At 71.4% G+C, this 11,769-nt stretch carries 14 protein-coding genes; 13 read left to right on the plus strand and 1 reads right to left on the minus strand.

Features of this window, described 5'->3' with window-relative positions; all coding sequences use genetic code 11:
• The first annotated feature begins 98 nt into the window (after window positions 1–98).
• Both ACFU8Q_RS32775 and ACFU8Q_RS32780 read left to right on the plus strand, forming a co-directional pair.
• Complete coding sequence (locus ACFU8Q_RS32775; protein WP_384461118.1) at window positions 99–686, plus strand: ArsR/SmtB family transcription factor; 588 nt, start codon at window positions 99–101, stop codon at window positions 684–686.
• 26 nt (window positions 687–712) lie between these two features.
• Complete coding sequence (locus tag ACFU8Q_RS32780) at window positions 713–1,957, plus strand: MFS transporter (RefSeq protein ID WP_384461121.1); 1,245 nt, start codon at window positions 713–715, stop codon at window positions 1,955–1,957.
• A gap of 58 nt (window positions 1,958–2,015) precedes the next feature.
• On the opposite strand, the gene ACFU8Q_RS32785 is transcribed toward ACFU8Q_RS32780, so the two are convergent.
• A complete protein-coding gene (locus tag ACFU8Q_RS32785; protein WP_384461124.1) occupies window positions 2,016–2,648 on the minus strand; it encodes a TIGR03085 family metal-binding protein in 633 nt (210 codons plus the stop codon).
• An 84-nt stretch (window positions 2,649–2,732) separates the two neighbouring features.
• Here ACFU8Q_RS32785 and hisI point away from each other — a divergent pair, with 84 nt between their 5' ends.
• From hisI to lgt, 11 genes are all read left to right on the plus strand, one after another.
• Complete coding sequence (hisI, locus tag ACFU8Q_RS32790) at window positions 2,733–3,116, plus strand: phosphoribosyl-AMP cyclohydrolase (protein ID WP_384461127.1); 384 nt, start codon at window positions 2,733–2,735, stop codon at window positions 3,114–3,116.
• 11 nt (window positions 3,117–3,127) lie between these two features.
• Window positions 3,128–4,621: an anthranilate synthase component I gene (locus ACFU8Q_RS32795; RefSeq protein WP_384461130.1), complete on the plus strand. Its 1,494-nt coding sequence runs from the start codon at window positions 3,128–3,130 to the stop codon at window positions 4,619–4,621.
• Window positions 4,622–4,635: 14 nt separating this feature from the next.
• Complete coding sequence (locus tag ACFU8Q_RS32800) at window positions 4,636–5,295, plus strand: TIGR02234 family membrane protein (RefSeq protein WP_384461133.1); 660 nt, start codon at window positions 4,636–4,638, stop codon at window positions 5,293–5,295.
• 128 nt (window positions 5,296–5,423) lie between these two features.
• A complete protein-coding gene (locus tag ACFU8Q_RS32805; protein ID WP_384461136.1) occupies window positions 5,424–5,672 on the plus strand; it encodes an HGxxPAAW family protein in 249 nt (82 codons plus the stop codon).
• Window positions 5,673–5,833: 161 nt separating this feature from the next.
• Complete coding sequence (locus ACFU8Q_RS32810; protein WP_384461153.1) at window positions 5,834–6,343, plus strand: DUF2752 domain-containing protein; 510 nt, start codon at window positions 5,834–5,836, stop codon at window positions 6,341–6,343.
• Between the two features lie 115 nt (window positions 6,344–6,458).
• Window positions 6,459–7,268: an indole-3-glycerol phosphate synthase TrpC gene (gene trpC / locus ACFU8Q_RS32815; RefSeq protein WP_384461139.1), complete on the plus strand. Its 810-nt coding sequence runs from the start codon at window positions 6,459–6,461 to the stop codon at window positions 7,266–7,268.
• Between the two features lie 47 nt (window positions 7,269–7,315).
• On the plus strand, window positions 7,316–7,495 hold the full coding sequence (gene trpM / locus ACFU8Q_RS32820) for a tryptophan biosynthesis modulator TrpM (protein WP_266752132.1): 180 nt from the start codon (window positions 7,316–7,318) through the stop codon (window positions 7,493–7,495).
• Between the two features lie 135 nt (window positions 7,496–7,630).
• Window positions 7,631–8,911: a tryptophan synthase subunit beta gene (trpB, locus tag ACFU8Q_RS32825; protein ID WP_384461142.1), complete on the plus strand. Its 1,281-nt coding sequence runs from the start codon at window positions 7,631–7,633 to the stop codon at window positions 8,909–8,911.
• Complete coding sequence (gene trpA, locus ACFU8Q_RS32830; RefSeq protein WP_384461145.1) at window positions 8,908–9,720, plus strand: tryptophan synthase subunit alpha; 813 nt, start codon at window positions 8,908–8,910, stop codon at window positions 9,718–9,720. Before trpB ends, trpA begins: the two co-directional genes overlap by 4 nt.
• 74 nt (window positions 9,721–9,794) lie before the next feature.
• A complete protein-coding gene (locus ACFU8Q_RS32835) occupies window positions 9,795–10,622 on the plus strand; it encodes a DsbA family protein (RefSeq protein ID WP_384461148.1) in 828 nt (275 codons plus the stop codon).
• 112 nt (window positions 10,623–10,734) lie between these two features.
• Entirely contained in the window at window positions 10,735–11,730 is a 996-nt protein-coding gene (gene lgt, locus ACFU8Q_RS32840; protein WP_384461150.1) for a prolipoprotein diacylglyceryl transferase, read from the plus strand.
• The last annotated feature ends 39 nt before the right edge of the window (window positions 11,731–11,769 follow it).

An 11,769-nucleotide genomic window follows, 5' to 3' on the forward strand; every position in this document is an offset into this window, starting at 1 on the left:
CGCCTCCTCCGATCGCGGCAGCTCCGCCACCCGAATCCCACAACTTTTATTGCGCAATAAAGATTGCGCAAGTTTTCTTTCTTATCTACGGTGGGGGCATGGCAAGCAAGGAATCACGCCGGATCTCGGATCTGGAGACCCTGAAGGCATTCGGGCACCCCCTGCGGATGAAGCTGTACCGGCTGCTCTACATCTCCCGTCAGGCCACCGCCTCCCAGCTCGCCGAGCAGGTCGACGAGGCGGTCTCGCTGGTCAGCTACCACCTGCGCAAGCTCGCCGACCACGGTCTGATCGAGGAGGCCGAGCAGCAGGGCAAGGACGGCCGGGAGCGCTGGTGGCAGCCCGCCTCGAAGGGTTTGAGCTTCCACGACGAGGACTTCAGCGACGCGCCCGAGAAGGTCGCCACGCACACCGCTGTCGGTCGGCTCTCCTTCGAGCAGCGCAACGAGCTGTACCTCCGCTACCTCGACTCGGCCCAGAGCTGGTCACCGGAGTGGCGCAGCGCCTCCTCCGGCTCCGAGTACCTGGCACGGCTCACCGCCGAGGAGCTCGCCGCGCTCAGCCGCGAGGTGCACGAGCTGATCGACCGGTACGAGGAGCTCGGACGTGCCCGCGACGAGGCGGGCGACACGCAGGGGCGCGAGAACGTCGCCATGCACCTGTACGCATTCCCGTTCCGCACCTGAGCCGACGCCCCGGGAGGACGCCCCTCATGACCGTCACCGCCACGGCCTCGAAAGCTCTCGAACGCCCCGCCCACCGCGACGGAAACGTCCTGCGCTGGCTCGGCGCCTACATGGCGTCGATGATCGGCGACAGCGTCTACTTCATGGCACTCGCCTGGGCCGCCGCCCGTACCGGAAGCGCCACCCAGACCGGACTCGTCCTCGCCGTCGGCTCCATACCCAGGGCCCTGCTGATGCTCGGCGGGGGAGTGCTCGCCGACCGGATCGGACCGCGCCGCGTCGTCATCGGCAGCGACGCCGCCCGCTGCCTGGTCGTCCTGGGCCTGGCGGGTGCGCTGCTGGTCACCTCGCCCGCCGTGTGGATGCTGATCGCCGTCGCGCTCGTCTTCGGCGCGGTCGACGCCCTCTTCCTGCCCGCCGTGGGCGCCCTGCCACCCCGGATCACCGCCGCCGGACAGCTGGCCCGCGTCCAGGGGCTGCGCGGACTCGCCTCGCGCGGCGCCAATGTCGTCGGAGCACCGCTCGGTGGTGTCGCGGTGGCCGTCGGCGGTCCGAGGCTCGCGTTCGCCGCGGCCGGGGTGCTCTTCGCCGTATCGTTGCCGCTGCTCCTGTCCCTGCGGATCAGCCCACTGCCCGCCCGGGAATCCGCCGAACCGTCAGGCACCGCCTGGCACGACCTGGCCGACGGGCTGCGCCACATCCGACGTCACCCGGTGCTCGGACCGCTGATGCTCACCGTCGCCCTCAGCGAACTGGGCTTCGCGGGGCCGACCAACCTCGGACTGATCCTGCTCGTCCGTGAACGCGGCTGGGGCGCTACCGGCATGGGCTGGGTCGTCGCCGCGTTCGGGATCGGCGCCGGTGCGTCGGCCCTGCTGCTCGCCGTGCGCGGCCGGGTGCCACGGGCCGGGCTGGTGATGTGCCTGACCGTGCTCGTGGGCGCGGTGTCCATCGGGGCCCTGGCCTACGCCCCCTCGGTGGGGTTCGCCGTCGCCGTCGCCGTCTGCGTCGGGCTCTTCGGGGGCCTCGGGGGCGCGTTGTGCGGCGCCCTGACCCAGACCGCTGCCGACCCCGCCTACCTCGGCCGGGTCACCTCGGTCTCGACGCTCTTCACGCACGCGATCGCCCCGCTCAGCTACCCGGTCACGGGAGCCGCCATCGGCGCATGGGGGACGGGCCCGGTGTTCGTCGCCGGCGCCGTGGTGTGCGCGGCGGGGGCGGTGACCGCTCTGGCCTTCTCCCGGCTGCGCCGCGCGGAACTCCCCCGCTGACCCGGACCCGGACCCGGACGCCTGGGGGTCTGTCCGACCCTGATCAGCCGGACAGGCCCTACATCCCCAGCTCCGCCGTGTGCAGCCGGGCCACCGCCTCCTGGTCGCCCGCCAGCTCCACCGTCGCCGCGTCCTGCCGGCCGAACGCGAAGAGCAGCAGCTCGCCCGGCTCGCCGGTGACCGTCACCACCGGGGTGCCCTTGTGCGCCACCGCCGTCTGGCCGTCCGGGCGGCGCAGCACCAGCCCCACCGGGGACTTGCGGCCCAGCAGCCGGGCCGTCCTCTCGGCGCGCGACCACAGCACATCGGCGAAGACCGGGTCCAGCTCCCGCCGCGACCAGTCCGGCTGGGCCCGGCGCACATCCTCCGCGTGGATGTAGAACTCGACGGTGTTCGCGGCCTCGTCGATCTGCTTCAGACCGAACGGGGACATCCGTGGCGGCCCGGTGCGGATCAGCTGGATCAGTTCCTCGTACGGTTTCGCCGTGTACTCCTCCTGCACCCGTTCGAGGCGGTTCCTCAGCAGTCCCAGCACCATCCCGCCCGCCGCGTCCGGCCGGCGCTCCCGGACCACCACATGGGCGGCCAGGTCCCGGGTCGTCCAGCCGTGGCACAGGGTCGGGGCTTCCGGTCCCGCCGCCTCCAACAGGTCGGCGAGCAGAAGTCGTTCACGCTTCGCATGGGTCGACATGGTCGCCAGCGTACGACCGTCGCGCGCGGTCCGCCCAGTGGACGCAACCCCGGACCGCTCCCGCGCCCACGGCACAATGGGCCCATGACCAGCGCGCCCACGCCCAGCACCCCGCCGCCGTCCGGCAACCTCGACCCGGCCATCGCCGCCCGCCTCAAGCGCGGCGCCGACGGCCTCGTCCCGGCCATCGCCCAGCAGTACGACACCGGCGAAGTGCTGATGCTCGGCTGGATGGATGACGAGGCACTGCACCGCACCCTCACCACCGGCCGCTGTACCTACTGGTCCCGCAGCCGCCAGGAGTACTGGGTCAAGGGCGACACCTCGGGCCACATCCAGCTGGTCAAGTCCGTCGCCCTCGACTGCGACGCCGACACCGTCCTCGTCAAGGTCGACCAGACGGGTGCCGCCTGCCACACCGGCGACCGCACCTGCTTCGACGCCGACGTCCTCCCGCTCGCGCAGTAGGGTCAGCCGCCATGGATCTTGAAACCTTCCGCAAACTGGCCGTCGACCGGCGCGTCATCCCCGTCAGCCGCCGCCTCCTCGCGGACGGCGACACCCCGGTCGGGCTCTACCGCAAACTCGCGGGCGAGCGCACCGGCACCTTCCTCCTCGAATCCGCCGAGAACGGCCGCACCTGGTCGCGCTACTCCTTCATCGGGGTACGCAGCGCCGCCACCCTCACCGCACGCGACGGACAGGCCCACTGGCTGGGCACCCCGCCCGTCGGTGTCCCCGTCGACGGCGACCCGCTGCGGGCCCTGCGCGCCACCATCGAGACCCTGCACACCCCGCACGACCTGGTCGTCGACGACGGGCTTCCCCCGTTCACCGGCGGCATGGTCGGCTACCTGGGCTACGACATCGTGCGCCGCCTGGAGAAGATCGGCGACAGCGTCGAGGACGACCTCCACCTCCCCGAGCTGACGATGCTGCTCACCTCGGACCTGGCCGTACTGGACCACTGGGACGGCAGCGTCCTGCTGATCGCCAACGCGATCAACCACAACGACCTCGCGACCGGCGTCGACGAGGCGTACGCGGACGCCGTCGCCCGTCTCGACGCCATGGAGCAGGACCTCTCCCGCCCGGTCGAGAACGCCCCCGCCTCCCTCCCGCCGTCCGAGCTTCCCCCGTACAACGCCCTGTGGGGCGGCGAGGCGTACCAGGACGCAGTCGAGGACGTGAAGGAACGCATCAGGGCCGGCGAGGCCTTCCAGGTCGTCCCCTCCCAGCGCTTCGAAACCCCGTGCACGGCAAGCGCGTTGGACGTCTACCGGGTGCTGCGCGCCACCAACCCGTCGCCGTACATGTACCTCTTCCGCTTCGAGGGCTTCGACGTCGCCGGCTCCAGCCCGGAAGCCCTCGTCAAGGTCGAGGACGGCCGCGCCATGGTCCACCCGATCGCCGGGACCAGGCACCGCGGCGCCACCCCGCAGGAGGACCAGGCCCTCGCCGAGGAACTCCTCGCCGACCCCAAGGAACGCGCCGAGCACCTGATGCTCGTCGACCTCGGCCGCAACGATCTGGGGCGGGTCTGCGAACCCGGCACCGTCGAGGTCGTCGACTTCATGTCGATCGAGCGTTACTCGCACGTCATGCACATCGTCTCCACCGTGACCGGCCGTGTCGCCGAGGGCCGCACCGCCTTCGACGTCCTCACGGCGTGCTTCCCCGCGGGCACCCTCTCCGGTGCCCCCAAGCCCCGCGCGATGCAGATCATCGAGGAGCTCGAACCGACCCGCCGCGGACTGTACGGAGGCTGCGTCGGCTACCTCGACTTCGCCGGGGACTCCGACACCGCCATCGCCATCCGTACCGCCCTGCTCCGCGACGGCACGGCGTACGTCCAGGCCGGAGCGGGTGTCGTCGCCGACTCCGACCCGGTGGCCGAGGACACCGAGTGCCGTAACAAGGCCGCGGCCGTGCTCCGGGCGGTGCATACGGCCAACCGGCTCCACGGCGTCTGAGGCGGTAAGGGATAGTGGGGTACGTGAGTGCTGTCCCCGTACCCCAGCCCCGTGCCCGAGCGGCCACCGCGCCCGACGCATCGGGAAGCCGCCGCAGCCTGGCCGCCGGTCTGTTCCTCGGGGCGGTCGGCGCCACCGTCGTCCTCCTCGCCTCCAGCCAGACGTGGGCCGAGGGCCGGGCGGCCGTCGGTGGCGGCTCCCTGCCGCTGACCGCCGACGGCCAGGACGTCACCGGCCTCCCGGCGGCCCTCGCCATAGTCGGCCTGGCCGCCCTCGTCGCCGTGTTCGCCGTCCGTAGCGGCGGGCGGCTGATCGTCGCCGGGCTCCTCGCCCTCAGCGGCCTCGGTGCCGGACTGAGCGCCTACCTCGGCGCCTCCGACAGTGCGGCGCTCGACGAGAAGGCCGCCCAGACCACCGGTGACGCCTCGGCGACCATCGACGCCCTCAGCCACACCGCGTGGCCCTACGTCACCGCGGCCGGCGGCCTGCTGATCCTCCTCGCCGGGCTGCTCGCCCTGCGGTACGGGAAGCTCTGGCCCACCATGTCGGGACGGTACGAACGGGACGGCACCCCCCGCCCCCGCAAGGCCGCCCGCACCGCCCCGGACCCGGACCGGCCGGAGGACCTGTGGAAGGCCCTGGACCGCGGCGAGGACCCGACGCGCGAGCCATGACCCCCCAGCTCACGTCCTACTCGCACGTACGGGACAATGAAGTCGAGCTTTCTGCACAGCGGCACCAACAGCGGCACCAGCTTTGCGTACAGCGATACCAACAGCGCATCACCAACAAGGAGCAACTCATGGCGGGCAGCAGCCACGGACACACCCCGGCCGCCTGGACCGGTGTCATCATCTCCTTCATCGGCTTCTGCGCCGCGGGCGTCTTCGTGGTCGCGGCCAGCCCGATCGGCTTCTGGGCAAGCATGGCCGTCATCCTCCTCGGCGGGGTCGTCGGCCTCGCGATGAAGGCCGCGGGCCTCGGCATGCCGAAGGAGTCGGCGGAGCTGGCCGCAGCCAGGGCGCGGGCCGGACAGGCCCAGATCTCCTGACACACGCAGCACACGTACGAATCGCGAGGCGCAGCCCGGCCCGGGCTGCGCCTTTCCGCATCAGCGGGGACAATCACCGGGTGGACGCAACGCCTACTCCAGCCGCCGCACCCCGGGCGCCGGGCTCCCTGCCCGCCCCGGGCCACCCGCCGACGCCGCGGGTGCCCGGAGAGCCACCGACGCCCGGACAGCAGGTTCCGCCCTCCGGACAGCAGCCACCACCGACGCCGGGCCACCCGTACCCGCCGGTCTTCCCGCCTGCCCCTGTCCCCGCCTCGCGCGTCCGGCGGCTCGCCACCCCGGTGGGAGTGATGGCCGTCGTCATCGGCGCCTTCGGCTACGTCGGTGCCGTCGACCCCAATGAACCGGGTCACTACCCGGTCTGCCCGCTGCTCCGGTTCACCGGCCTGTACTGCCCGGGCTGCGGCGGGCTGCGCAGCGCGCACGCCGTCGCGCACGGCGATATCGCCGCCGCCCTCGGCTCCAACGCGCTCGCGGTCGCCGGCTACGGGATCTTCGCCGTCCTCTGGGTGGTCTGGATGTCCCGCGCCGCCCGGGGACGGCCCATGAGCATCGCCGCGAAACCCGTCGTCTGGTGGGGGATCGGGGCGCTGCTGCTGACCTTCTCGGTCGTCCGAAACCTGCCGTTCGGCTCGGCGCTGGCGCCTTGAATGCCCAGGTACTGGGACATTCGCCCACTGGATTCGAGCCCTCCGGCCTCCTGCGGATAGCATTGACGTGGCTGATCCTGTTCCCTCATCACCGTCCCGGAAGGGGGCCGCTCGCGTGAGTGTGCTCGACGAGATCATCGACGGCGTACGCGCCGACCTCGCAGAGCGGCAGGCGCGTGTAAGCCTCGACCAGCTGAAGGAACGCGCGGCGCGCGCCCCGGCGGCCAAGGACGGAGTCGCCGCACTGCGCGGCGAGGGTGTGACCGTCATCTGCGAGGTCAAGCGCTCAAGCCCCTCCAAGGGTGCCCTCGCCGCGATCGCCGACCCGGCCGCGCTCGCCGCGGACTACGAGGCGGGCGGCGCGTCCGTCATCTCGGTCCTCACCGAGGAACGCCGCTTCGGCGGTTCGCTCGCCGACCTGGAGGCCGTCCGCGCCAAGGTCGACATCCCGGTCCTGCGCAAGGACTTCATCGTCACCTCGTACCAGCTCTGGGAGGCCCGCGCCTACGGCGCCGACCTCGCCCTGCTGATCGTCGCCGCCCTCGACCAGCAGGCCCTGGTCTCCCTGATCGAGCGCGCCGAGTCCATCGGCCTGACGCCGCTGGTCGAGGCGCACGACGAGGAGGAGGCGGAGCGCGCCGTGGACGCCGGGGCGAAGATCATCGGCGTCAACGCGCGCAACCTGAAGGACCTCAAGGTCGATCGCTCCACCTTCGAGCGCGTCGCCCCCGAGATCCCGGACCACATCGTCAAGGTCGCCGAGTCCGGCGTCCGCGGTCCGCACGACCTGATCGCGTACGCCAACGCGGGTGCCGACGCGGTGCTCGTGGGCGAATCCCTGGTCACCGGCCGCGACCCGCGGGTCGCCGTCGCCGACCTGGTCGCCGCGGGCGCCCACCCGGCACTGCGGCACGGACGGAGCTGACCGCGACCGTGTCCGCCCACCGTCCCGCGTCCCGTGTCCGGCCGGGCCTGCGCCCCGCCGGTACGACGGCCGCCCGGGATCCGCACGCGCCGCTGGCCCGCGGCTGCCGCCCCCGCGGCTGCCGCGCCCCGGCCCGGCGTGTGCACGGCAGGCGGGTGCGTTACGTGATCGGCGACGAGCCCGGCCAGGTCAACGGCATGCGATGGCGCACGGGGTCCGCGCTGTAGCGAGCCCCGGCCGACGTACCCGCACCATTCCTGCCGTACGTACGACCGCACCGCCCGACCGCCCCGGTCGCGGCGGCGCTCCGCTCACGGCGCATACGGTGAAACCACCCATTGCAATGTCGAGGAGCACGTCGGATGTCATCTGACTTCTTCATTCCGGACCCGGAGGGTCTGATCCCCAGCGCCGAGGGGTACTTCGGTGCGTTCGGCGGCAAGTTCATCCCGGAGGCGCTCGTCGCCGCCGTGGACGAGGTCGCCGTCGAGTACGACAAGGCCAAGGCCGACCCCGCCTTCGCCGCCGAGCTCAACGAGCTCATGGTCAACTACACCGGCCGCCCCAGCGCGCTGACCGAGGTCCCGCGCTTCGCCGAGCACGCGGGCGGCGCCCGGATCTTCCTCAAGCGCGAGGACCTGAACCACACCGGCTCACACAAGATCAACAATGTGCTGGGCCAGGCGCTGCTCACCCGGCGCATGGGCAAGACCCGGGTCATCGCCGAGACCGGCGCCGGCCAGCACGGCGTCGCCACCGCCACCGCCTGCGCGCTCTTCGGCCTCGAATGCACCATCTACATGGGTGAGATCGACACCGAGCGGCAGGCGCTGAACGTGGCGCGGATGCGGATGCTCGGTGCCGAGGTCATCGCCGTGAAGTCCGGCTCCAGGACCCTGAAGGACGCCATCAACGAGGCGTTCCGCGACTGGGTCGCCAATGTGGACCACACGCACTACCTCTTCGGCACCGTCGCGGGACCGCACCCCTTCCCCACCATGGTCCGCGACTTCCACCGCGTCATCGGCGTCGAGGCCCGCCGCCAGGTCCTGGAGCGGACCGGCCGGCTGCCGGACGCCGCCATCGCCTGCGTCGGCGGCGGCTCCAACGCCATCGGGCTCTTCCACGCCTTCATCCCGGACGCCCGCGTCCGGCTGATCGGCTGCGAACCCGCCGGACACGGAGTGGAGACCGGCGAGCACGCGGCGACCCTGACCGCGGGCGAGCCCGGCATCCTGCACGGTTCGCGGAGCTACGTCCTCCAGGACGACGAGGGCCAGATCACCGAGCCCTACTCCATCTCGGCCGGTCTCGACTACCCGGGCATCGGCCCGGAGCACGCGTACCTCAAGGACATCGGCCGCGGCGAGTACCGCGCGGTCACCGACGACGCCGCCATGCAGTCGCTGCGCCTCCTCTCCCGCACCGAAGGGATCATTCCGGCCATCGAGAGCGCCCACGCGCTGGCCGGAGCCTTGGAAGTCGGCAAGGAGCTCGGCAAGGACGGACTGCTCGTGGTCAATCTGTCCGGCCGCGGCGACAAGGACATGGACACGGCGGCCCGCTACTTCGGGCTGTACGGCGGGGTCAACGGAACCGTCGAGGCCGATGTGGCCGACGGGGAAGAGGAGATCACCAAGTGAGCGGCAACGTGGAGTTGTTGAGCTCCTCCCTCGCGGCGGCGAAGGCGGAGAACAGGGCCGCGCTCATCGCGTACCTCCCGGCCGGCTTCCCGACCGTCGACGGCGCGATCGCCGCCGTGAAGGCGGTCGTGGCGGGCGGTGCGGACATCGTCGAGGTGGGGCTGCCGCACAGCGACCCGGTGCTCGACGGTCCGGTCATCCAGACCGCCGACGACATCGCCCTGCGCGGCGGCGTGAAGATCGCCGACGTGATGCGTACGGTCCGCGAGGCGTACGAGGCGACCGGGGTCCCGATCCTCGTCATGACGTACTGGAACCCGATCGACCGGTACGGCGTCGAGCGCTTCACGGCCGAGCTCGCCGAGGCGGGCGGCGCCGGGTGCATCCTGCCCGACCTGCCGGTCCAGGAGTCCGAGCTGTGGCGCGAGCACGCCGACAAGCACGGTCTCGCGACCGTCTTCGTCGTCGCGCCGAGCAGCAAGGACGAGCGCCTCGCCACCATCACCGCGGTCGGCTCCGGCTTCGTCTACGCGGCTTCGCTGATGGGTGTCACCGGCACCCGTGAGTCCGTCGGCGAGCAGGCCCAGGACCTGGTCGCGCGCACCCGCGCCACCACGTCCCTCCCGGTCTGCGTCGGCCTCGGCGTCTCCAACGCCCGACAGGCCGCCGAGGTCGCTGGCTTCGCCGACGGAGTGATCGTCGGCTCCGCCTTCGTCAAGGGCATGCTCGACGCCCCCGACGAGGAGGCGGGCCTGGCCGCGGTCCGCTCCCTGGCGGGCGAACTCGCCGAAGGCGTTCGAAAGCGCTGAATCGGGTGTAACCCAAACGGGTGGACCTGGACCGGGGAGGCACGCACGTGCCTCCCCGGTTCGTTGCTGCGGGTGTGAGCGAGAAGAACGAACAGGGAAAAAGGGCCGCGCGAGACCGGCTCGTCCAGCAGCGAGAGCGCCAGCAGGCGCATGAGCGCCGCAGGCGCACGCTGATCGTCAGCAGCGCCGTGGTGGGTGTGCTGGCGCTGGCCGCGGTCATCGGCGTGATCGCCGCGAACACGAGCGGGAAGGGCGGCAAGGGCAAGACGGCGGGGCCCGTCGTCGCCCCGTCCGGCGCGACCGGCAAGGACAGCCTGGCCATCCGGGTCGGCGCGGACAATGCCCCGTCCACGCTCACCATCTGGGAGGACTTCCGCTGTCCGGTCTGCGCGCAGTTCGAGAACGCTTTCCGGGACACCGTCCACCAGTTGGAGACCAGTGGACAGGTCAAGATCGAGTACCACCTCGCCACGCTCATCGACGGCAATCTCGGCGGCAGCGGCTCGCTGCGGGCGGCCAACGCGGCGGCCTGCGCACAGAACGCCGGCAAATTCCCCGCGTATCACGACGTCCTCTACCGCAACCAGCCGCCGGAGACCGACGACGCCTTCGGTGACAACGCCAAGCTGATCGAGCTCTCCGGGAAGGTCCCGGGGCTCGACACCCCCGCCTTCCGCAGCTGCGTGGAGGACGGCAAGCACGACAGCTGGGTCCAGAAGTCCAACACGGCGTTCCAGAACGGCGGCTTCCAGGGCACGCCGTCCGCGCTGCTCAACGGAGAGCCGATCTTCCCGAAGAAGGGGAACGAACAGATCACCTCGGCGAACCTGAAGAAGTGGGTCGCCGAGGCCAACAAGGGCAAGAAGCCGGGCACGGTCACCCCGGCTCCGTCGGGCTCCTGACCGAAGTCCGGCAGAGGGACACGCAGGGAGGTACGGATGACCTGCCCGTTACCCAGACGTTGCCGGGTGGGTTGCCGTACGCCCCACCCGGCAGGGTAGCGTCGACCCTGCCATGGACCTTGCCTACATTCCCAGTCCGTCGACCGGCGTGATCGATCTCGGCCCGATCCCGCTCCGCGGCTACGCGTTCTGCATCATCATCGGTGTCTTTGTCGCCGTCTGGTTCGGCAACAAGCGCTGGATCGCCAGAGGCGGCAGATCCGGCACCGTCGCCGACATCGCCGTCTGGGCCGTGCCCTTCGGCCTTGTCGGCGGTCGGCTCTACCACGTCATCACCGACTACCAGCTGTACTTCAGCGAGGGTGAGGACTGGGTCGACGCCTTCAAGATCTGGCAGGGCGGCCTCGGCATCTGGGGCGCGATCGCCCTCGGCGCCGTCGGTGCCTGGATCGGCTGCCGTCGGCGCGGGATCCCGCTGCCGGCCTGGGCCGACGCGCTCGCCCCGGGAATCGCCCTGGCCCAGGCCTGCGGCCGCTGGGGCAACTGGTTCAACCAGGAGCTGTACGGCAAGCCGACCGATGTGCCGTGGGCGCTGAAGATCAGCGAGGGCCCCAACCGGGTCGCCGGCACCTACCACCCGACGTTCCTGTACGAGTCGCTGTGGTGCATCGGTGTCGCCCTGCTGGTGATCTGGGCGGACCGCCGCTTCAGGCTCGGGCACGGCCGGGCGTTCGCGCTGTACGTCGCCGCTTACTGCGCTGGACGGGGCTGGATCGAGTACATGCGGGTCGACGAGGCCCACCACATCCTGGGCGTACGCCTCAATGTGTGGACCGCGGGGATCGTGTTCGTGCTTGCGGTGCTGTACATGGTGATCTCGGCGAAGGTACGGCCGGGACGCGAGGAGATCGTGGAACCGGACGCGGTGGACGCCGACGGCGTCGAGGACGCGAGTGACGCCGAGGGCGTCGATGCCGCGAAGGACGGCGACGCGGACGGTAACGCGAAGGCGACGGAGAAGGACGACGCCGCGGGCGACGCGGACGGTATCGCGAAGGCGACGGAGAAGGACGGCGCCGCAGCCGCGGAGGCGGCGAAGAACGGCTGAGCGTTGCGTGGTACGTGTGGGGCCCGAACCATCTGGTTC

The sequence above is a fragment of the Streptomyces sp. NPDC057543 genome (genome assembly GCF_042801895.1).
Taxonomy (GTDB): domain Bacteria; phylum Actinomycetota; class Actinomycetes; order Streptomycetales; family Streptomycetaceae; genus Streptomyces.

What these genes read in the sequence shown, in the direction of transcription:
- ACFU8Q_RS32775 (WP_384461118.1), top strand. Translation starts at nt 99, where the DNA reads ATGGCAAGCAAGGAATCACGCCGGATCTCGGATCTGGAGACCCTGAAG.
- ACFU8Q_RS32780 (WP_384461121.1), top strand. Translation starts at nt 713, where the DNA reads ATGACCGTCACCGCCACGGCCTCGAAAGCTCTCGAACGCCCCGCCCAC.
- ACFU8Q_RS32785 (WP_384461124.1), bottom strand. Translation starts at nt 2,648, where the DNA reads ATGTCGACCCATGCGAAGCGTGAACGACTTCTGCTCGCCGACCTGTTG.
- hisI (WP_384461127.1), top strand. Translation starts at nt 2,733, where the DNA reads ATGACCAGCGCGCCCACGCCCAGCACCCCGCCGCCGTCCGGCAACCTC.
- ACFU8Q_RS32795 (WP_384461130.1), top strand. Translation starts at nt 3,128, where the DNA reads ATGGATCTTGAAACCTTCCGCAAACTGGCCGTCGACCGGCGCGTCATC.
- ACFU8Q_RS32805 (WP_384461136.1), top strand. Translation starts at nt 5,424, where the DNA reads ATGGCGGGCAGCAGCCACGGACACACCCCGGCCGCCTGGACCGGTGTC.
- trpB (WP_384461142.1), top strand. Translation starts at nt 7,631, where the DNA reads ATGTCATCTGACTTCTTCATTCCGGACCCGGAGGGTCTGATCCCCAGC.
- lgt (WP_384461150.1), top strand. Translation starts at nt 10,735, where the DNA reads ATGGACCTTGCCTACATTCCCAGTCCGTCGACCGGCGTGATCGATCTC.